Genomic DNA, 19,410 nt, shown 5'->3' with positions numbered 1-19,410 from the left:
GTTTCGCTCTGTCAGCGAAACCCTTACAGTCTGCCCCGCGACTCGCCCTCTCGATGTAGTCGAGACCCCGACAAAAACACGACGGTTCGAAGCAACAGGGTTTTTGGCGCGTCTTCATCCTCGTCACTTCCCCGGTTTGTGGCGCTTTTTCAAATCCGGATTTTCCGGAATTGGCGGAGCTTTGCCAAAAATCGGAAAAGTGACGCGGACTTAATGCGGCGGTTGCCCCGCTCCACTAACCCACTTGTTTAGGAAGTTCCGTTTCATGCGCTCCACTCTGATTTCACTTGGTCTTGTCGCCAGCGCCGCTCTCGGCCTGTTCTCTGCCGGCGCCCAGGCCAACTGCGTTGCCAATCCGCCCACGCAATCCAACACGACCTTCCCCGCCAGCCTGACCGGCAAGCTCGCGTATCACAGCTATGTCAGCTACGGCGACGGCACCAGCCAGATCTTCATCTACGACTTTTCGGCCCGCACGCTGCAACAGGTGTCGAAGGCGGCCTGGGGCATCCAGGACCCGATGAATGCCGTGTTCAGCCCTGACGGCAAGTGGATCGCCTTCATGGGCATCACCAATAACGCGTGGAATGTGTTCTTCTGGCAAGTCGGCTCGACCAGCATGCCGATCAACCTCACCAATAGCACCGGCCAGACGCGCAATGAAGACCCGAAGTTCAGCACCGATGGAAAATCGCTGTTCTTCAAGCAGAACGGCGATGTCATGCAGGCCGCGCTGTCGTACACCAGCTCGGGCCCGGTCTTCACCTCCACCGTGAATCTGACGCGCACGGCACCGACGCTGGAAAACTCGATGCCGTTTGCAACGCCGGACGGCACGGCCATCTTCTACACCACCGGGACGGGCTCGGACATGGGGCTGTACAAGCAAACCGTGGGCAGCACCGCCAAGGTGGCGTTCGACACGCCCGCCGGCCTGGCGACGTACTACCCGATCGTGCGCAGCGACGGCACTGTCTTCTACGCCCGCTGGCTCGACGCCACCAGCCAGGCTGACCAGATCTACACCAAGGTCAACCCGAGCGACACGCCCAACCAGCTCGCGCTCAACGACTGCAACAGCAACAACTCCGACCCATCGCCCGTGAACAACACGAACTACGTGTTCTTCTCGTCGACCAGCGCCGGCGGCTATCAGCTCTACCTCGGCGATGCGAGTACCGGCCAGCGCTGGAGCCTGTCGCAGTTTGGTGTGAACTCGGACACGACCAAGGCCAAGCTCGGCTCGAACTACTACGCAGGCACGCAGACGGCCGCCGCAAAAGCCATCACGCTGCTCTCCCAGGGCAAGCCGGCCAGAGCGTCGTCCAGCTACAGCGCCAGCCTCGGCCCGGCCTACGCGTTCGACGGCAACACCACCAGCACGCGCTGGGATTCCGTGGAAGGCGTGGCCGGCGCGCAATGGCTGATGGTCGATCTGGGCGCGACCCGCACCATCACCGGTATCGATCTGTACTGGGACGCAGGCGCCAAGGTCTATTCGATCCAGACCTCGAACGACGGCGTGAGCTGGACGAACATCTACTCGACGTCGAGCGGCGCCTCGTGGGGCCATACGTCACTGACCAACCTCAAGGGCAGCGGTCGCTATGTGCGCATGTACGGCACGCAGCGCGCCACGCAGTGGGGTTACTCGCTGGATGAAATGCAGGTGTGGGGCTACTAAGCCGCGGTATCCGCATCAGCATCGCGTGACATGACAAACGCCCCGGTGGCTTCGGCCATCGGGGCGTTTGTCATCGGTCATGGGGTCGATCAGCAGCCAGCATTGGGACCTACCCTAGATTGTCAAAAGCTGAACATTCAGCCTGGGCACGGCTCGGCACGATGGCGTCTCCGCACCACGCCAGAGGATCGACGATGCCCTCCCACAAATCGCCGCACACCCCAGCGCACGGCATGAGCCGGCGCGATTTCCTGACGCTCAGCACTGCCGCCGCCGGTCTTGGCGCGCTGGGTCTGACCCTGCCGGAAGGCGCGCATGCCGCCGACGCCGACTGGCATGCGGGCCAGCTCGCGCACCTGATCCCGGCCGCCAGCCACGAACGCTTTCTCATCAAGGCATCGTTCCACGCACCGCTTGCACGTGCGCCGTGGCTGATGGTCAACGGCAAGCGCGTCGCCGGCGAGCAAACCGATACCGCCGGCCGCTTCTGGCGCTTCGATGCGCGCGGTCTGCAGCCCGCCACGCAATACACGCTGCGCATTGTCGATGCGGCCGGCAAGCCGCTGGCCGACGCGTGGCCGCTGCGCACCTTTCCGTCACCGGATGCCACGCCCGCGCGACTGCGCATCCTGGCCTACACCTGTGCCGGCGGTTATGACGGCCCACCCTTGGCCGGCAAGACCGCGTGGCTCGACATGACCGCGCGCCGGCGCCTGCTGGCACGCGGCATGTCGTTTGCACCAGATACCGTCATCGCCAACGGCGACCACATCTACTGGGATCTGCAGACCTCGCAGAACAAGCCGTTCGCACGCCAGGTGCGCGAACTGATGTGGGCGAAGTTTGGCGGCGCGCTCGACACGTCGGTGCCGATGTCCCACCCGAATAACGAAGCCATCTTCACGCGCGTGTGCGATTACCAGATCAGCGGGCTGTACGGCACCACGCTGCGCTCCACGCCCGCGTATTTCCTGACCGACGATCACGACACGTTCGAAAACGACGAGTTCGACGACAAAGTGGCCACCCTGCCGCCGGAGCCTTACGGGCTGGTCGGCGCAGAGCTGACACAGCGCCGCTACTACCCCGAGTTCCTGCCTGACGCCAACCGCCCCGTCTGGTTGCCCGGCGGTGACAAGGCCGGCATGCCCACCGACACCAACAGCGCTTTCGGCACGCTGCGTTACGGCGCATTGCTTGAGGCCGTGCTGTACGACTGCCGGCGCTTTCTCGACAACAAGGGCATCCACGCACGCGTCGTGCCGCAATGGGTGGAAGACTGGCTCGTGGCGCGCACACGCGCTGAAGACACCGCGCACTTCTTCCATGTGCCCTCGCTGCCGTTTGCGTATTCGTCGGGCAAGCTGGGCGACTGGTATCCGGATCTGCTCGACAGAAAGACCGGCCGCCTCGTCGCCAACGAACCCAAGGCTGGCTGGCAAAGCGGTTGGCACGCCCAGCACCAGCGCCTGGTGGCGACGCTTGCCCAGCAGAAACAGCGCGCGGCCGTCATCGTGCAAGGCGACTTCCATGCATCGGCGGCCGGGTCGATGTCGCGTTCGGGTGATCTGGCGCTCGCGCAACCGGTGCATGCGGTCATGACGGGCACTCTGGGCACTGGCGACCTCGCTTTCCCTTCAGCATTCCGCAGCATCGAGACCACGCCGGCACTGTCCGTGGCCATGCAGGAGGCGCTACGCCCGACGGAGAAAAACGGCTTTACCATCATCGACGTGACGCCCGAGAAAATGACCTTCTCGCTGTTCATGTGGCGCCCACCCGAGCCGGTGGAAGCCATCGATACGCTACAGCCGGCGCTGGTGTACGAGGTGCCGCGGCTGGCGTGACAAGTCAGCGCAACAACAAGGAGACGCATGGCGAAGATCTGCATCGTGGGGGCCGGCTCGATCGGCTGTTACCTGGGTGGCCGTCTGCTGGCGGCCGGCGCCGATGTCTCGCTCGTGGGCCGCGCACGCATCGGCAACGAACTGAGCGCACACGGCCTCACCTTGACGGACTACCGCAACGGCCGCTGGCACGTGGCGCCGGCTGAGGTGCGCTACATGGCCGAGCCCGGCGACGCCGCCGATGCCGATCTCGTGCTGGTGACCGTGAAGTCCGCTGCCACGCAAGCCGTTGCCGATGAATTGAAGCCGGTGCTGCGCGCGGGCGCCATCGTCGTCAGCTTCCAGAACGGTTTGCGCAATGCCGACGTCCTGCGCGCCGCCCTGCCGCAGCAGATCGTACTGGCCGGCATGGTGCCCTTCAACGTGATGCAGCCTGGCCCGGGTGCTTTTCATCAGGGCACGGCCGGTGAATTGGAAGTGGCGGCATCCCCCACGCTGCAGCCGTTTCTCGATGACTTCCGCCGCGCCGGTCTGCCGCTCACGGAACGCACCGACATGGCAGCCGTGCAATGGGCCAAGCTGCTGCTCAACCTGAACAACGCCATCAATGCACTGGCCAACCGGCCGCTGAAGGAAGAGCTGTCGCAGCGTGCGTACCGTCGCTGCCTCGCGCTGGCGCAAACGGAGGCACTCCGGCTGCTGTCGCGTGCGGGCATCCAGCCTGCCAAGCTGACGCCCATACCGCCCGCCTGGATTCCACGCCTGCTTGCCACGCCGGATGCCGTGTTTGCGCGGCTGGCCGGCAAGATGCTCGCCATGGATCCGCTCGCGCGTTCGTCCATGTCCGACGATCTGGCCGCCGGGCGCATGACGGAGGTCGACTGGATCAACGGAGAAGTGGTGCGTTTGGCAGAGCGCCTGGGGCAACGCGCCCCCGTGAATGCACACCTGTGTGCGATGGTGCATGCCGCCGAATCTGCTGCCACGCGCCCGAGCTGGTCCGGCAACGATCTGTTGGCGGCCTTGCGTGCAGCGGGTTAGTCGGCGCCTGCTTCGCTGGCATCCCGCAACAACGCCATGTCCTGAATCTCGATGTGGCCATAGCGCAGGCGGATCGCACCGAGCTTGACCAGTGCCTGCAGCTCCTTGCTCAGCGTCTGCCGGCTGATGCCCAGCATCATCGCCAAGGCGTCTTGCGAGGTCGAGATGCTCGCGCGCCCCTCTGCCGATTGCGACACATCGCCGTGCGCCAGCGAGGCAATGCGCCGCGCCACACGCGCCCGCGTACCGTGCAGTGCCGCACTCGCCAGCGAGCCATACGCCAGCCGCAAGCGCGCTGCCACCAGCCGCGCAATCGCCCCGGCAAACGCGGCATCACGCATCAATGCTTCAAAGCGCGCCACGCTCACCGCCAGCACTTCCGAATCTTCCAGTGCGATGGCGCAATGGCCGCGCGGTTGTTGATCGAGCGTCGACACCCCGCCAAACCAGTTGCCTGGCTCCACCAATGCGAGGATGGCCTCATCCCCGTCGGCATTGAAGATGGAGAGCTTGAGCGCGCCGCTGGCCACGCCAAAGAACGCGTGCGAACTGGCGTCCAGGGGATCGCCCTGACGAAAGAGAAATGCGCCGGCGGCGATTTGCACGGGCACCGTGGCTTCGAGCAGCGCCTCGGCAACGTGCGGAGGGAGGCTCCGGAACCAGGGGTTGGCGGCAAATGCGTTCATCACGATTCAGTTTCCGCACTTAGCCTCGACGGCCTAACACCCAACCCACCGACAACACATATCGACTGCCGCCCACCACGCGCGTCACGCTGTGCTCACACGCATCGGGTCGGAACAGCTTGATGCGTCGTGTCTGGAAGATCGGCTTCGCGCAGACAAACTCGCCGCCCGCGCGTGGCGACTTCAGCACGATGTTCAGTCGGTAGTGCCGGCCGTTGGTGACGGGGTCGGTATGCGGTGGAATTTCCGAGCCGTCCGGATAGCGGATCAGGTAGCTGTCGAACGAGATGGGCCACAACGCGGTGGCCAGCAGCATCTTGTCGTAGCCCGTGCCCTGGCGGCCGCGCTGCCAGCGAAAGGCGGTGCTGAAGAATGCGCGCAAGGAAGACATGGAAACGAAGCGGCCGGAATGGAATTCGGGCATGGTAGCCGGGAACTATCGGCGCTTGTCGAATTTCTTCCAGTACCCGAACGGCTCCTGGTGGCACTCGTAGTCCAGCTCGGCCACGCGCGTCTGCAGGCGTTCCTGCACCTCCTGCACGGCAAGGTTGTAGACCGCGGGGCCGATCTCTTCAAGAAAGAAACTCAGCAGCGCGCCAGCCTGGATGTTGCCGATGCGCTCGTCCAACTGCTCGGTGAAGTAGCGCTGGATGGATTGGACGGCTTCTTCGCGGACGTCGCGGAAAGCCAGTGCAGAAAAAGAGACGCCGACAGCGTTGTCAAATCGACAGGCTTTGCGCAAACGCCGGCGTGCCGGAGCGGCTGAAATGGCGCCATATCGGGCTCTGCGGGCAAGGAACTTGCTGATGCGCGGCGCGGTTGCGCATGCGGGCATGCGTCGCCTATCGTGTCATCAGCACGATTGCATCGCACGCCACGCCGGGGAACCCGCATGCGTATCGAACTGAACCACACCATCGTCTGGTGCCGCGACAAGCAGAAGTCCACGCGCTTTCTGCGCGACATCCTCGACCTGCCCGAGCCGATCCCGTTCGGGCAGATGCTGGTCGTGCCGCTATCGAACGGCGTATCGCTCGACTTTTTCGACAGCGAGGCGCCCATCGCGATGCAGCACTACGCCTTTCTCGTCAGCGATGCCGAATTCGAGCAGGCGTTCGCGCGCATCCAGGCGAAGGGACTGGCGTACTGGGCAGACCCCGCGAAGAAGCGCCTGGGTCAAACCTACGAACACAACGGCGGGCGCGGCCTGTACTTCGACGATCCGGATGGGCATTTTCTGGAGATCATGACGCGGCCGTATGACCTGGGATCGTAGCTCGCATACCTTGCGCCTCTCGGGCAGTGCGACCAAGGCACACATCCGCCGGACTTCGTAAGGCATCGGCACGATCTTGTACGGCACCGCGACAGCAGCCGCGCGGATTGCCGTTGCCTTGCGCGCGACGCTACGCAACCGCAGCCACGTTGACCACATCGGCCGCGCAGATGCGATCGCGCCCCTGATACTTGGCGTCGTACAGCGCGCGGTCTGCGCGTGCGCTCAACCGATCGAACGATTCGCCGGGCTGCCACACGGCCACGCCACCGCTGAGGCTGTAGCGGCACGACTGCGCACCGGCCATGACAACGTGCGCGGCAGCGGCCTTGCGCAATCGATCTGCAAGGTGCATGGCATTGCCGCTGTCCGTGTCGGGCAGCAGCAGCGCAAACTCTTCGCCGCCAATGCGCCCGAGTACGTCGGTGGGCCGCAACTGTGCTTGCGCCATCTGCACGAACGCGCGTAACACAGCATCGCCGGCAGCATGGCCGAGGGTGTCGTTGATGCGCTTGAAATGATCCAGATCGAGAATCAGCAATGCCAGCGGCCTCGCGTGCCGCAGCACACGGCCAACATGGCGGCGCGCCAGCGCCTCGAAGCCCTGGCGCGACAGCGCACCGGTCAGGAAATCGCGGTTGGCCGCATCGCGCGCGTCTGCCAGCAGGGCGTCATGCACCATCAGCATGGCCGACATCGACAGGATGGGCATGATGGCCGCTGCCACCACGAGCAACAGCACGCTGCCGGCGGTGGCAAACATGCTCGGATTGGACGCCGCGTGCAGCGTCAGGAAGTAGACGCCGCGTATGAGCTGACAAACGCCGAACACGAAGGCAATGATGGCCGTGACACGATACGGATACGTCGATCGACCGGCGGGCGAATGGCGCAACAGCATCCACACCAGTGCCGTACAGAAGGCGCCTGAAAACAGCGTGGTCGAAAACACCCGCATGGGGATGCTGTCGACAGCGTAGCGCCAGTAGATGACCGCGACACCCACCGCCGTCACACCTGCCAGCAGGATGGGCCACTGCGGCCGACGGCCGAGAAAACGCGCACAGCCCGCGTAGTACGCAGCCCCACCCAAGGCCAACAGGACATTGGCCACGACAACCGACAGGCCATCGGGAATCTTCCCGCGCAGCAGGATCAACGGCAGTGCCACCACCACGGCCAAGTTGGCGCCAAACCATTCGGCGATGCCTGCTTTGCCGGCGCGCAGCAGCGAACCGAGCAACCCCAGCAGCACGAAGCTCATCAGCGCCGACGTGGCAATGGCGACGCCTGGATCCAGCATGAGCACTCCCGCAAGGTCTTTTGTGGCGCGGATTCTACGAAAAGCCGCGCGTTGCGAACATCACCGGGTGGTGGGGCACACCGCAGCCGCTACCGCGGCCAAACTCAACGCTGAGGTCCGAGGTCGTCTACGGCATATCCGCCGGCGGGTTGCAACGCGGCTTCGGCGGCGTCCACCTGGGCAGGCTCGGCGTCAACGGTCAGCACAAAGCGCCCCCCGATCACGACGTTCTGGAATTTGCGCTCGTAGGTCCCGGCGCTTTCGCCGCCGGGCTCGTAGTCGCCGCACAGGAAGTTGCCGCACAAGGCACCTGCCTCGTCACCCTGGTGCGACAGCGCGACGTGCTCTCGGGTAAGGCCGGTGTTCAACACGGCTTGGCGAGCTGCTTCAGCAGCAGCATGGTCTGTGAAGATGCGGACGATGGTCGGAATGGGGGTTCTCCTCGTCGTGGTGAACCCAAGGTTGACGCATCGGCCGTGCCCAGCGACACGCGGGGCCGCCCGCTCAGAACAGCGCCATCTGCCGCATCCCAAACCCGATTGCCTCCTCCACCCGCATGCGTGCGTGCGTGAGCGACCCCTCGATGCCCGAGAGCGTGCCGGCCAGCCAGCGGTAAAGCAGCGGCGCCTGACCGCGGGGGCTCAGGTGGATTTCACCGAGCTTCTTGCCACGCTTGTCGCGGTAGTAGTGGGAGCGGTAGCCGCGTTCCCAATGCGTGATTGGGCCGCGCCATCGGCGCAAGCGGCGGGGTTTGGTCGGGAAGTTTTCGGCGGACGATGCCGACGCCGGTTCCTCCCAGCCGAAAGCGGGTTTGGCAAACAGCGGCAAACCTTCTAGATCGGGGTAGAAATCCATCGTCGTATGCTCAGCTAGCCGCGCCGCCGCAGGCTTTGCAGACAAAAACGGCGCGCAGCCCGCATGATACCTGGGTTTATGGCGGACAGCACGTGCAAATGGCCTAGCGGCGCGCATCGGAACAACGCTGCGCACGCCGGACACTTCTCGCTTCGGTATGATGGCCGCTCCCAACCTCATGACACGCGGCAATCTGCCGGTACCGAGCATGAAGAACACCTTTAACACGTTGATGACACCCCGAATTGCTTGCGCCCTGTTGTTGGCGGCAAGCTGCGTCGCCCCGGCTCACGCGCAGGAAAGCGCCTTCGCGCCATTGCTCCGCCATCTGGCCGATCGCCTCGTTACCGCGGATCAGGTCGCACTGAGCAAATGGGACAGCGGCCAGCCGGTCTACGACCCCGCGCGCGAAGCCAAGGTCATCGCCAACGCCTCGTCGCAGGCGACCGCCTACGGCCTGACGGCGGCGGACGTGAGCGACGTCTTCACAGACCAGATCGAGGCGAACAAGGAAGTGCAGTACGCCCTGCTGAACGACTGGCGCCGGACTGGAGCCGCGCCCACCGCGCAGCGGCAGAGCCTGCCGGAGGTGATCCGCCCCAAGCTGGACGAACTGCAGAAATCCATCCTGCAAGCCTTGCGCGAGGCTGCCACGGCACGCGGCCAGGCGGACTGCCCCGTGCAGGTGGCAAACGAAACCGGCCGTGTGGCGCAGGAGAAATCGCTCGATTCCCTGCATCGCATTGCACTGGACCGTGCAACGGCACGGCTCTGCTCCACCCGCTGATCCTCTGAAGAACCCGGCGGCCACATCGGTCGGACGCGCCGCAAAGCGGAACAAAAAAGCCGGCCTCCGAGACCGGCTATGCGAGCAGCGGTGATGGCCCCAGCGCCGCAGCGCCGGGGTTTGCGTCAGCCCAAATCCACAGGCACAAAAATCTTCGTATCGTCACGCTGCACCAGCAGGGCGACATGCTTGCCGGCGCGATCCACCAGCGTGCGCAGCTCCTGCACCGATGACACCGGCGTGCCATTGAGCGACAGGATCACGTCACCCGGTTGGATGCCGACCTTGGCCGACGGGCCGGTCACGTCCATCACCACCAGGCCGCCGGGCAGGCCGTTCTGGCGTTTCTCTTCCGGTTGCAGCGGCCGCACCGCCAGGCCCAGGCGGCCTTGGTCCGGCGCCGCCTTTTCATTGGACGCTACCTTCGCTTCCTTCGCTGCGCCAACGGTCACAGTCAGTGTGGTCGGCTTGCCCTGGCGGATGATCTGCAGCGGCACGGTCGAGCCCGGCTTGATGTCGGCCACCTGCTCGGGCAGATCGCCCGACCGGTCGATACGCGCATCGCCAATCTGCAGGATCACGTCGCCAGGTTGCAGGCCGGCCTTGGCTGCGGGGCCGCCGTCTTCCACCGAGTTCACCAATGCGCCTTCCGGCTTGGGCAGCTTGAAGGAATCGGCCAGCGACTGGTCGACCTCCTGCACCGCAATGCCCAGGCGGCCACGCGTGACCTTGCCGGTGGACACAAGCTGCTGCTCCACCTTCATCGCCACATCGATCGGCACCGCAAACGACAGGCCCTGGTAGCCGCCGGTCTGGCTGTAGATCTGCGAGTTGATGCCGATCACCTCGCCGCGCTGGTTGAACAGCGGGCCGCCCGAGTTGCCGGGGTTCACGGCCACATCGGTCTGGATGAAGGGCACATAGGTGTCGTCCGGCAGCGAGCGCGACTTGGCGCTCACGATGCCCGCCGTGACGGTGTTCTCGAAACCGTACGGCGAACCGATCGCCAGCACGGGCTCGCCCACCTTGGTGTTGGCGGGGCTGCCGATCTGCACGACCGGCAGGTTCTTGGCCGAGATGCGCAGCACTGCCACGTCGGATTGCTTATCGACGCCCAGCACCTTGGCCTTGAACTCGCGGCGGTCGGTCAGCTTGACGTTGACCTCCTGCGCGCCATCGACCACGTGGGCGTTGGTGAGGATCAGCCCATCTGACGAGACGATGAAACCCGAGCCCAGACCGCGCACGATCTGGTCGCCGCGCTGCTGCGGCATCTGCGGCATGAACCGCTTGAAGAATTCGGAGAACGGATCATCCGGGCTCATGCCGGGCGGCAGGCCCTGCATGCTGGTGCGCTGGGCATGCGCGGTGGTGCTGATATTAACCACGGCCGGGCCGTAACGGTCGACGATGCCGGAGAAGTCCATCGGCGCTGCCACGGCCACCGGCGCCACGCCGGAAGCGGGCGCGGTCGTTGCCGTTGCGGTGGCAACGGGTGCCGCCACCGCACGTGAAATCATGACTTTCTGAAGATAGGCATAGCCGCCTGCAACGGCGACTACAGCGGCCAGGCCAGCCGCACTGCGTGCCAGGGTTTGACGCGTCATTGTCGTGTCCTCTCTTGCTGAGCACGAGGGTCACGGCCTGCGGAGTCGCCTGCCGTGCCCATCGGTTGAAGGCATCGTAGGCGGGCAGACTTAAACGAGACTTAAAGGTGGACGACGCACCCGGACATCACACGAAACCAAATGTTTCTACGCGTTGGATTTGAAAGGGAAGCGCAGCACCACGCGCAAGCCGCCGCCTTCGCGCGCTTCCAGCGCCAGGGTAGCGTCATGCGCCTGCGCGATCTCCCGAACGATGGCGAGCCCCAGGCCGCTGCCTCCGGTGGGCGCCTGCGCGGGACGATAGAACCGATCGAGCACGCGCTCGCGTTCCTCCGCGGGGATGCCCGGGCCGTTGTCCTCGACCACGAGCTGCGCGCCGCCGTCGGGCGTATGTGCGGTCGACACATCGACGCGCGCGCCGGCCGGACAGTATTTCAATGCGTTGTCGACAAGGTTGACCAGCAGCACGCGCAGCGCATCGGCATTCCCAATCACGGATGCCGGCTGCGACTCCACCGCGATCCCCAGGTCAATGCGCTTTTGCACCGCCGCCGGTGACAGTTCGGCAACCACGTCGGCCGCCACGGCGTCGAGCGCAACCGTTGCGCGCTGCGTATCGGCAGCGCCCGGCTCCTGCCGCGCCAGCGTCAGCAACTGACCAACGAGGCGAATCATGCGCTCCACTCCGCGATGCAGATCGGCATGCGCGGCGCGGCGTTCGTCTTCGTTCTCGGCACGGTCGGCCACCTGCAACTGCAGCTTGAGCGCGGCCAGCGGCGTGCGCAGCGCGTGTGCCGCATCGGCGACGAACGCGCGCTGGTGTGCCAGTGCGGTGCCGAGTCGCGCCAGCAGATCGTTCAATGCATTCGTCAGCGGGCGGATCTCGTCCGGCAAATCGTGCGTGGGCAACGGCGACAGCGCAGCCGCATCGCGCGCCTGCACCTGCCTCGCCACGGAGCCCAGCGGCGCCAGCCCGCGCCCGACCGCCAGCCACACGATCCAGCCCAGCAGGGGCAAGAGGATCAGCAGCGGCGCCACTGTGCGCAACGCCATGCGCGCCGCCACTTCGTGCCGCGCGCTGTACGGCTGGGCGATCTGCACCACGGCAGGCCCGAAGGCGACGCTGTAGATGCGCCAGGGGCCCTCCGGCGTATTTGCGTCGGAAAAGCCCAGCTCGGCCTGGTCCGGCAGATTTGGGCGCGCGTGCGAGAGATACAGGCTGCGGCCGGTGCCGTCCCAGATGCGGATCACGACATCATCGTCACGCGCAATGCCGGCAAGCGCCGGCGGCGGCGGGTCGATCCACTGGCTCGGCAGCGCAGCGGCCACCTGCTGCATCTGGTAGTCGAACAGCGCGTTGGCTTCCTGGCGTGCCTGCGCGTAGATCAGGCCGGTGGCGATGACGATGCCCGCCAGCAGGCCGCCGGCCAGCCACCACAGCAGGGTTTTACGGATCGATTGCATGGATTATTGGTGCGCGTCGCCGTCGGCAGGTTCCGCAGGCGACGTTGACGCCTCACGTGGAATCACATACCCCACGCCGCGGATGTTCTGGATGAAATGGCTGCCGAGCTTCTTGCGCAGCGCATGGATGTAGACCTCGACCGTGTTGCTGCCGACCTCTTCGTCCCAGCCGTAGAGGTTGTCCTGCAACTGGGCGATCGACCACACCTTGCCAGGCCGCGCGAGCAACGCATGCAGCACCGCAAACTCGCGGCCCGACAGCTTGACCGGCACCCCTGCGCGCAGCACCTCGCGGGTGACGGGGTTGAGCAGCACGTCGCCGTGGCGCATGAGCGGATCGGCACGGCCGCCCTGTCTGCGCAGCAACGCGTGCATGCGCGCCGCCAGCTCTTGCAGGTCAAATGGCTTGACGAGGTAGTCGTCTGCGCCAGCGTTGAGACCGGCCACGCGGTCGGCCACCGCATCGCGCGCGGTCAGGATCAGGATGGGAATGGCGATGCCGCGCTGACGCACTTCGCGCACCACGTCGAGCCCGTCGCGCTTGGGCAAGCCGAGGTCGAGCAGCATGAGGTCGAACAGGGTGCTGCCTGATTCTGCACCGGCAGCGCCAGGCGCCGTGACCGCGTGCACGGCTGCCTCGCCGTCACGCACCCAATCGATGGCGAAACCGTCGTGGCGCAAACCCTTGCGCACGCTGTCGCCGATCATGTCGTCGTCTTCTACGAGCAGTACGCGCATGGACGCATCAGAAATAAGCCGGGGAAGGCTCATTGTAGAACTGCCGCGCGGGCGGCTCACACTTTGTGCAGAGCCGCCCACAAACTCACCTCCGCATCAGAACCCGCCCGATTTGATCAACTGATTCAGCGCGCCGATGTTCAGGCTGCCCCAACCCGTCGGGTAGTCCCAGCCCGTGGCGGCGCTGTAACCGTAGCCCTGGTAACCGTTATTGCCCGAAACCACGTCATAGCGCAACAGCGACGCGTTGGCCGGAATGGCGCTGTACAGGCGCGCCGCCGGGAAGCCCAGGTTGCCGTTGGCCGCCAGCAGCCGTGCCCAGAAGCCGACGAAGATGGGCGACGCCAGGCTCGTGCCACCAATCTGCTGCAGTTGCCCGTAGTTGTAGATGTAGGCGCCAGTGCTCTGTGCTGCGTCGAACGACACATCGGGCAGCAGGCGCGCGTTGCCGCCCTGCCAGCTCGGCGCCGGCAGGATCTGGCTGATGCCGCCGCCCGTGGCCCAGAGCTTGCCGTTGCCGTCCAGGCCTTCGTTCCACACGGTCTCGCTGGCAAAGCTCGACCCGCTGGTGTAGAGCGTGGTGCCGCCAATGGCGAGCACGTGCGGCGACGATGCCGGCCACGACACGCTGTAGTTGCCGCCGTCCGGATAGCCGCGGTTGTTGCACTCGTAGACGCCCTCGTCGCCGGAAGACACGGAGAACGTCTGCCCCTGCGCAGCGGCGGTGGTGAAGATGGCCTCTTCGGCATCGAGCGTACCGTCGGCGCTGGCGTCGTTCTCGCACCAGCCGAGCGACACGTTGATGATCTTGGCCGTGTTGTCGGTCACCGCCTTGTTGAAAGCCCTGGTCAGGCCCGTGTTGCCCGGCGCATTCAGATCCGCCATGTAAAAGGCCAGCTTGCCGACCGCACCGCCGGCCGCGCCAACGATGGACTGGCTGTCGAGGTTCCACTCGCCCTGGCCCTCCTGGTCGTCGGTGTAGTTGCCGCTGGTGCCGTTGGTCTTGATCGTGGTGGTGGACACCGCGGCGTAGCCGTTGTTGCTCGTGAACGTGCGCAGGTCACGCAACGTTTGCGATACACCGCCGATGGTGATGACGCCCACGGTGGTGCCCGCCGCCGTCGGCACGCCGGTCGCGCCGTACAGCGCCGGGAATTCCTTCGGGTAGTGGCCCGTCGCGGTGCCGGCCGCCAGCGTGCGCGCTTCGGCCACATCCCCCACACGCAGCAGCGGACGCGCACGTGCCACGTTCTGTAGGCCCAGCACCGAGCCGACGATGCCGCCCAGCGCGCGCGGCACCTGCGCCTTGCCGCTGTTCGCAAACCCGCTGCGGCCGGCCAGCTGGTAGTGCACCAGCGGCGTGTTGAACGCCGCCTTGACCGTGCCGGCCGTACCGCGCGCCGACACCAGCAGGCGGTTGGGCGCGACATCGATATCGACAAAGCCGTTCTGCCGCAGATAACGCACCACGGCATCCACCAGCGCCTGCGTGGGCGCGTGGTCGGCGAGGAACTGCTCGCTGGTCAGGTACTTGCGGTAGCGCGGGCTGCGCGGGTCGTTCACATCGTGCGCGAGCGCCTTCAGCGTGGCCTCGTTGCGCAGTTTGAGGCTGACCAGCACATCGGTGGTCTGGCCGGGGGCGACCTCGTTGGTGGCACCGCGTGCCAGGAGTTGCGGGCCGGTCACGAACGCCTTGGTGTGGGTGTCGACCCAGTCGGTGGCGGCATGCAGCGGCCCGGCCGCGAACACCAGCGGCCATGCATACGCCAGATGGCGGCACAGGGTGGAAAAACGCTGCATGGGGAGAGCAGTACGGAGCATCGGATGTCCTTTTGAGGAGTACGACGTTGCGGGACCACGCCGCTTGTGACGACGTGGGCGTCGTTCACCGTATCCAACGCGCTGCCCTTGCAACAGTGCAAAAAGAGTCAGTTGCATCCGGAGCGCGCTGCATCTAGCAACCCCTCGCCGGGCGGTTGCGCAAGGCAGCGCTTGCCTTTATCGTGATGCGATCCGCCATTCGAACCCGCGCGCAGATGAGCGCCCAGCAAGCCACTTCCCCCGCCACCCCTGATTCACCGACCGACCTGCGCGAGCGCATTCGCGCGGCGCGCCCGTCGCTCTCGCCGGCCGAACGCCAGGTGGCGGATTGGGTGCTGCGCCAGCCCGGTACGGTGCTGAGCCTGCCGGTGGCCGCCATCGCGCGTGAGGCCGGTGTCAGCCAGCCGACCGTGATCCGCTTCTGCCGCTCGATGGGCTGCCACGGCCTGTCGGACTTCAAGCTGCGGCTAGCGCAAGGCAACGTCGCCCGGGATACCGCGCCGGCGCGCATCGCTTCCCCCTCCGGCACGCGCGTCCTGCAGAACGCCATCGATTCGCTCACCACGCTGCAAGATCGATTCGACCCGCGCACGCTCGATGCAGCGGTGGCGCTGGTCGACAGCGCACACCGCATCGACCTGTACGGCTTCGGCAGCTCGGGCGTGGTCGCGCTCGATGCGCAGACGAAATTCTTCCGCTACGGCATTCCCGCGAATGCGTATAGCGATCCGTATCTCGTGTCGATGTCGTTGAACGTGCTGCAGGCGGGCGACGTGGTGATCGCCATTTCCAAATCGGGCGCGTTGCCCGAACTGCAGACAGCAGTGGAGCGCGTGCGCGAACTGGGCGTGCACGTGATTGCCGTGACAGCACCCGGCAGCCCGCTCGCGGCACTCGCCGATGTGGTGCTGCCCGCCGACGTGGACGATGCCGTAGCCGACCGTTCAATGGTCGCGCGCCTGTTGCACCTGGCGCTGCTCGATGCGCTGGTGCTGGAAGTGGCGCTGCGCAAGGGCAGCGCACTTCAGCACGCGGATCAACCCGAGTAGCGCTGAAGCGGCGTCAGTGTCCCTGGGCCACGGCGTGGTCCATGGCAGCACAGAGGCCGATCAACCCCGGGTACGGTGAATGAATCACATACACCGGCATTGATGCCACATAGGCCGAGAAGCGGCCCTTGTCTTCAAAGCGCCGCCGGAACGGTGAGTTGGCAAACGCCGGCCCCAGACGCGGCACGATGCCGCCGCCGATGTACACGCCGCCGCGCGCGCCCAGCGTAACCGCCAGGTTGGCCGCGATGGTGCCGAGGAACGCGCAGAACGTATCGACGGCATATCGGCAGCGTGCGTGGTCGCCGGCGTCGTCTTCCATATCGCCGAGCGCGATGGCGGTGATGTCGGCGGCGCGGCGCAAGGTGGGGCCTTGCTGCCAGAGGTCGAAGCACGCACCCAGGGCCTCGTAGATCAGCTCCAGGCCCATGCCGGAAATCAGCCGCTCGGCTGACACATGACCGAAGCGCTCACGTGCGAAGCGCCAGATCGCGGCTTCCTCGTCGTTCATCGGCGGGAAGGCGACATGACCGCCCTCGCCGGCCACGGCGATGTAGCGGCCTTCCGGCGTCGGCAGCAGCGATGCAACGCCCAACCCCGTGCCGGCGCCCAGCAGCGCGCGCGGTGCATCCGCCAGGCTGGCACCGCCGCCGACCTGCTCCAGCTCGTCGGCGGGCAGATACGGCAATGCGTGCGCCAGCGCCGCGAAGTCGTTGAGCACGACAAAGGTGTCGAAGCCCAGCGACTGGCGCATTGCCTCGATCGAGAACGCCCAGTCGCGATTGGTCATGCGAATCTGGTCGCCCAGCACCGGGTTGGCGATGCCGATGGCGGCATGCCGCACGCCCGCCGCCGCGATTTCCGGCGGCAGCGATGCCAGGTAGGCGCGCATCGCCGCTTCGAGCGACGGATAATCGTCGCCGGCCAGCACACCGATATGAGCCAGGCGCATGGGCGCCATCTCCAACGCAAAGCGCACGTTGGTGCCGCCCACGTCGGCCACCAGCCGCGGGTAGGCCAAGGTGTCGGCCAGCTCGGCCGCGCTGCCCGCGTTCACGTCATGCAGTCCAATAGACATCGAGCGGCACCTCCCGCTGATGAATGACATAGCTCACCGGCAGCGCGCGCTGCGCCTCGCCTCGCGCGGCTTCGTCGAACACACCGCGCTTGACCGATCCCGAAATCGACAGGAACAGCCGCCGCGCCGCACACAGCGCAGACAGATTCAGGCTGATCCGCCGATGCGGCGCGGCGCCCGGGCGTACCGGCAGATACCCCGGCGCACGCGTGCGGTCGATGCCATCGTCCAATTCGGGCGCGTCGGGAAACAACGATGCGGTATGCCCATCGTCGCCCATGCCGAGAATCACTACGTCGGGTTGCTGAAACGGATCGTTGGCGGTCGCCACGCATGCATCCACGTCAACCGATTCACCATGCACATGCGGCGACAACACCAGCGGAAAGAAGCGCGCCGCCGCCGCTGCATCCTGCAAGAGGTGCTCGCGGACGAGCCGCGCGTTGCTGTCGGCATGCTCGGGCGGCACGGCACGCTCGTCGACCAGGGTGATCGACACGTCGGCCCAGCGCAGCGGCAACACGCGCAGCGCGGCAAACAGCGCAATGGGCGAGCGCCCGCCCGACACGGCCAGGCAGGCACTGCCCTGCACCTCGATCACATGCGTGAGCGTGTTCGCAATGGACGCTGCCAACGCTTGCACCTGCGCGGCGGCCTCCGGAACTGCGTGCCAGCGCATCGCCATTACATCTCCTCGTGCCACGCGGCGTTGTCGCGCGAGAGCAGTGCGCTCGATGCCGCCGGCCCCCAACTGCCCGCGGTGTAGCCCTTGGGCGGAATGCGCGCTTCGTTCCACGCCTCGATGATCGGCTCGACCCAGCGCCAGGCTTCGGCCTGCTCATCGCGCCGCACGAAGAGGCCGAGCTTGCCGTTGACGGCATCCATCAGCAGACGCTCATACGCGCCGGCATGGCGCACGCCGCCGTGGTCGGTAAAGTCCAGGTCCAGCGTGGACGGCTGCAGGCCCAGTGCCGCGCCCGGCGTCTTGGTCAGGAATTGCAGGCGGATGCTCTCTTCCGGCTGCAGGCGAATGACGAGGCGGTTCTCCGGAAACTGGATCAGCGGTTTTGGAAACAGCGCGTGCGGCACGTCATGAAAGCGCACCACAATCTCCGCCAGCCGTTGCGGCATGCGCTTGCCGGTGCGCAGGTAGAACGGCACGCCGGCCCAGCGCCAGTTGGCAATTTCGGCCTTGATGGCGACGAAGGTTTCGGTACGGCTGTCGGGCGGAATGCCCTGCTCATGCAGATAGCCCTGCACCGGCTGGCCCGCGATGGCGCCTTCCTGGTACTGGCCGCGCACGGTCTTCTCAGGCACCTCTTGCAGCGGGATCGGCTTGAGCGCCTTGAGGATCTTCAGCTTTTCGTCGCGGATGGCATCTTGCGACAGGCTCGACGGCGGCTCCATGGCGACGATGCACAGCAGTTGCAGCAGGTGGTTCTGCACCATGTCGCGCAGCGCGCCGACGCCGTCGTAGAAATCGCCGCGCTTTTCCACGCCGAGCTGCTCGGCAATGGTGATCTGCACGTCCTTGATCCACTCGCGGCGCCACAGCGGCTCGAACAGCGCGTTGCCGAAGCGGATTGCCATCAGGTTCTGGACGGACTCTTTCCCGAGGTAGTGATCGATCCGGTAGATCTGGTCTTCGGCAAAGAACTCGGCCACGGCCGAGTTGATGCGCTCGTTCGACGCGAGATCAGTGCCCAGCGGCTTTTCCAGCACCAGCCGCACATTCGGCGTATTCAGCCCGACACGGGCAAGCTGCTTGCAGATATCGATGAAGAAGCCCGGCGCCGTGGCCAGATAGCAGACCGTGACCGGGGCGCGGTCCTCGCCCAGCGCGGCGGCCAGCGCGTCGAACTGCTCGGGTTTGCGGGCGTCCACCTGCTGATAAACGATGCGCTCGGCAAACGAGGCCCAGGCGTCGTCGGAGACGGGTGCGCCGGAATACAGGCGCATGGTCGGGCGCGTTTCGCGCTCCAGCAGGGCGAGGTAGCCGGCTGTCTCCAGCGGCTGCGTGCCGATGGCGAAGATCCGCCCGCGCGGGTGCAGTTCGCCGCCCTGATGCGCATCGAACAAGGCCGGAATCAGCTTGCGGCGGGCAAGATCGCCCGTACCGCCGAACAACACCATGTCGAATGCGGGCACCGACATCGTCATCTCCTGTGTGTGAG

General features: G+C 65.8%; 19 protein-coding genes. 6 read left to right on the top strand and 13 right to left on the bottom strand.

Annotation, left to right across the window (positions count from 1 at the left end; all coding sequences use genetic code 11):
• The first annotated feature begins 265 nt into the window (after positions 1-265).
• From AAHM38_RS01200 to AAHM38_RS01190, 3 genes are all read left to right on the top strand, one after another.
• On the top strand, positions 266-1,684 hold the full coding sequence (locus AAHM38_RS01200) for a discoidin domain-containing protein (protein WP_116575039.1): 1,419 nt from the start codon (positions 266-268) through the stop codon (positions 1,682-1,684).
• A 194-nt stretch (positions 1,685-1,878) separates the two neighbouring features.
• Positions 1,879-3,531 (top strand): alkaline phosphatase D family protein, encoded by a 1,653-nt coding sequence (locus tag AAHM38_RS01195; RefSeq protein WP_116575038.1) that lies wholly within the window; start codon positions 1,879-1,881, stop codon positions 3,529-3,531.
• 27 nt (positions 3,532-3,558) lie between these two features.
• Positions 3,559-4,572 carry a 2-dehydropantoate 2-reductase gene (locus AAHM38_RS01190; protein ID WP_116575037.1) on the top strand — a complete coding sequence of 338 codons (1,014 nt, stop codon included), beginning with the start codon at positions 3,559-3,561 and terminating at the stop codon, positions 4,570-4,572.
• Here AAHM38_RS01190 and AAHM38_RS01185 read toward each other — a convergent pair.
• From AAHM38_RS01185 to AAHM38_RS01175, 3 genes are read right to left on the bottom strand one after another with little or no spacing between them, the layout of a single operon-like run.
• The gene (locus AAHM38_RS01185; RefSeq protein ID WP_179817513.1) at positions 4,569-5,258 is read right to left on the bottom strand and encodes a Crp/Fnr family transcriptional regulator; all 690 of its coding nucleotides are present in this window, start codon (positions 5,256-5,258) and stop codon (positions 4,569-4,571) included. The genes AAHM38_RS01190 and AAHM38_RS01185 overlap by 4 nt on opposite strands.
• 19 nt (positions 5,259-5,277) lie before the next feature.
• Positions 5,278-5,649 (bottom strand): 2OG-Fe(II) oxygenase, encoded by a 372-nt coding sequence (locus tag AAHM38_RS01180; RefSeq protein WP_116575140.1) that lies wholly within the window; start codon positions 5,647-5,649, stop codon positions 5,278-5,280.
• A 45-nt stretch (positions 5,650-5,694) separates the two neighbouring features.
• A complete protein-coding gene (locus AAHM38_RS01175; RefSeq protein ID WP_179817516.1) occupies positions 5,695-6,000 on the bottom strand; it encodes a DUF2164 domain-containing protein in 306 nt (101 codons plus the stop codon).
• A 150-nt stretch (positions 6,001-6,150) separates the two neighbouring features.
• On the opposite strand from AAHM38_RS01175, the gene AAHM38_RS01170 reads away from it, so the two are divergent.
• Complete coding sequence (locus AAHM38_RS01170; protein ID WP_116575035.1) at positions 6,151-6,534, top strand: VOC family protein; 384 nt, start codon at positions 6,151-6,153, stop codon at positions 6,532-6,534.
• Positions 6,535-6,664: 130 nt separating this feature from the next.
• On the opposite strand, the gene AAHM38_RS01165 is transcribed toward AAHM38_RS01170, so the two are convergent.
• The 3 genes from AAHM38_RS01165 to AAHM38_RS01155 form a co-directional block, all read right to left on the bottom strand.
• Entirely contained in the window at positions 6,665-7,837 is a 1,173-nt protein-coding gene (locus AAHM38_RS01165) for a GGDEF domain-containing protein (protein ID WP_116575034.1), read from the bottom strand.
• 104 nt (positions 7,838-7,941) lie between these two features.
• A complete protein-coding gene (locus AAHM38_RS01160; protein ID WP_179817517.1) occupies positions 7,942-8,268 on the bottom strand; it encodes a hypothetical protein in 327 nt (108 codons plus the stop codon).
• Between the two features lie 73 nt (positions 8,269-8,341).
• The gene (locus tag AAHM38_RS01155) at positions 8,342-8,692 is read right to left on the bottom strand and encodes a hypothetical protein (RefSeq protein ID WP_004632707.1); all 351 of its coding nucleotides are present in this window, start codon (positions 8,690-8,692) and stop codon (positions 8,342-8,344) included.
• Between the two features lie 208 nt (positions 8,693-8,900).
• Between AAHM38_RS01155 and AAHM38_RS01150 the strand changes: the two genes are divergently transcribed.
• The gene (locus AAHM38_RS01150) at positions 8,901-9,479 is read left to right on the top strand and encodes a chorismate mutase (RefSeq protein ID WP_371316219.1); all 579 of its coding nucleotides are present in this window, start codon (positions 8,901-8,903) and stop codon (positions 9,477-9,479) included.
• 125 nt (positions 9,480-9,604) lie between these two features.
• Here the strand turns inward: AAHM38_RS01150 and AAHM38_RS01145 are convergent, their stop codons facing one another.
• From AAHM38_RS01145 to AAHM38_RS01130, 4 genes are all read right to left on the bottom strand, one after another.
• Positions 9,605-11,086: a DegQ family serine endoprotease gene (locus tag AAHM38_RS01145; RefSeq protein WP_116575032.1), complete on the bottom strand. Its 1,482-nt coding sequence runs from the start codon at positions 11,084-11,086 to the stop codon at positions 9,605-9,607.
• A gap of 147 nt (positions 11,087-11,233) precedes the next feature.
• Positions 11,234-12,550, bottom strand: coding sequence for a sensor histidine kinase (locus AAHM38_RS01140; RefSeq protein ID WP_116575031.1), 1,317 nt, complete (start codon positions 12,548-12,550; stop codon positions 11,234-11,236).
• A gap of 3 nt (positions 12,551-12,553) precedes the next feature.
• Positions 12,554-13,288: a response regulator gene (locus tag AAHM38_RS01135; protein ID WP_116575030.1), complete on the bottom strand. Its 735-nt coding sequence runs from the start codon at positions 13,286-13,288 to the stop codon at positions 12,554-12,556.
• Positions 13,289-13,384: 96 nt separating this feature from the next.
• Entirely contained in the window at positions 13,385-15,109 is a 1,725-nt protein-coding gene (locus tag AAHM38_RS01130) for a S53 family peptidase (RefSeq protein ID WP_116575029.1), read from the bottom strand.
• A 215-nt stretch (positions 15,110-15,324) separates the two neighbouring features.
• Between AAHM38_RS01130 and AAHM38_RS01125 the strand changes: the two genes are divergently transcribed.
• Positions 15,325-16,158, top strand: a complete 834-nt coding sequence (locus tag AAHM38_RS01125) for a MurR/RpiR family transcriptional regulator (RefSeq protein WP_116575137.1) — start codon at positions 15,325-15,327, stop codon at positions 16,156-16,158.
• 13 nt (positions 16,159-16,171) lie between these two features.
• On the opposite strand, the gene AAHM38_RS01120 is transcribed toward AAHM38_RS01125, so the two are convergent.
• Genes AAHM38_RS01120 through zwf form a run of 3 tightly spaced genes read right to left on the bottom strand, consistent with a single transcriptional unit; the run spans position 16,172 to position 19,390 of the window.
• A complete protein-coding gene (locus tag AAHM38_RS01120; RefSeq protein ID WP_116575028.1) occupies positions 16,172-17,236 on the bottom strand; it encodes a glucokinase in 1,065 nt (354 codons plus the stop codon).
• Positions 17,217-17,921, bottom strand: a complete 705-nt coding sequence (gene pgl / locus AAHM38_RS01115; protein ID WP_116575027.1) for a 6-phosphogluconolactonase — start codon at positions 17,919-17,921, stop codon at positions 17,217-17,219. Before pgl ends, AAHM38_RS01120 begins: the two co-directional genes overlap by 20 nt.
• Positions 17,921-19,390 (bottom strand): glucose-6-phosphate dehydrogenase, encoded by a 1,470-nt coding sequence (zwf, locus tag AAHM38_RS01110; RefSeq protein WP_116575026.1) that lies wholly within the window; start codon positions 19,388-19,390, stop codon positions 17,921-17,923. The genes pgl and zwf overlap by 1 nt, the downstream gene beginning before the upstream one ends.
• Between the last annotated feature and the right edge of the window lie 20 nt (positions 19,391-19,410).

It is taken from the genome of Ralstonia sp. OTU4908 (assembly GCF_038440115.1).
GTDB lineage: Bacteria > Pseudomonadota > Gammaproteobacteria > Burkholderiales > Burkholderiaceae > Ralstonia > Ralstonia pickettii.
The sequence above is the reverse complement of the archived record's forward strand: the minus strand, read 5'-3'. Positions and strand labels throughout refer to the sequence as shown.

Bases quoted from the DNA above. Each gene is read 5' to 3' on its own strand.
- AAHM38_RS01200 (WP_116575039.1), top strand. From the start codon at position 266: ATGCGCTCCACTCTGATTTCACTTGGTCTTGTCGCCAGCGCCGCTCTC.
- AAHM38_RS01165 (WP_116575034.1), bottom strand. From the start codon at position 7,837: ATGCTGGATCCAGGCGTCGCCATTGCCACGTCGGCGCTGATGAGCTTC.
- AAHM38_RS01135 (WP_116575030.1), bottom strand. From the start codon at position 13,288: ATGCGCGTACTGCTCGTAGAAGACGACGACATGATCGGCGACAGCGTG.
- AAHM38_RS01170 (WP_116575035.1), top strand. From the start codon at position 6,151: ATGCGTATCGAACTGAACCACACCATCGTCTGGTGCCGCGACAAGCAG.
- AAHM38_RS01140 (WP_116575031.1), bottom strand. From the start codon at position 12,550: ATGCAATCGATCCGTAAAACCCTGCTGTGGTGGCTGGCCGGCGGCCTG.
- AAHM38_RS01195 (WP_116575038.1), top strand. From the start codon at position 1,879: ATGCCCTCCCACAAATCGCCGCACACCCCAGCGCACGGCATGAGCCGG.
- AAHM38_RS01130 (WP_116575029.1), bottom strand. From the start codon at position 15,109: ATGCTCCGTACTGCTCTCCCCATGCAGCGTTTTTCCACCCTGTGCCGC.
- zwf (WP_116575026.1), bottom strand. From the start codon at position 19,390: ATGTCGGTGCCCGCATTCGACATGGTGTTGTTCGGCGGTACGGGCGAT.
- AAHM38_RS01190 (WP_116575037.1), top strand. From the start codon at position 3,559: ATGGCGAAGATCTGCATCGTGGGGGCCGGCTCGATCGGCTGTTACCTG.
- AAHM38_RS01155 (WP_004632707.1), bottom strand. From the start codon at position 8,692: ATGGATTTCTACCCCGATCTAGAAGGTTTGCCGCTGTTTGCCAAACCC.
- AAHM38_RS01120 (WP_116575028.1), bottom strand. From the start codon at position 17,236: ATGTCTATTGGACTGCATGACGTGAACGCGGGCAGCGCGGCCGAGCTG.
- AAHM38_RS01125 (WP_116575137.1), top strand. From the start codon at position 15,325: ATGAGCGCCCAGCAAGCCACTTCCCCCGCCACCCCTGATTCACCGACC.
- pgl (WP_116575027.1), bottom strand. From the start codon at position 17,921: ATGGCGATGCGCTGGCACGCAGTTCCGGAGGCCGCCGCGCAGGTGCAA.
- AAHM38_RS01150 (WP_371316219.1), top strand. From the start codon at position 8,901: ATGAAGAACACCTTTAACACGTTGATGACACCCCGAATTGCTTGCGCC.
- AAHM38_RS01180 (WP_116575140.1), bottom strand. From the start codon at position 5,649: ATGTCTTCCTTGCGCGCATTCTTCAGCACCGCCTTTCGCTGGCAGCGC.
- AAHM38_RS01185 (WP_179817513.1), bottom strand. From the start codon at position 5,258: ATGAACGCATTTGCCGCCAACCCCTGGTTCCGGAGCCTCCCTCCGCAC.
- AAHM38_RS01145 (WP_116575032.1), bottom strand. From the start codon at position 11,086: ATGACGCGTCAAACCCTGGCACGCAGTGCGGCTGGCCTGGCCGCTGTA.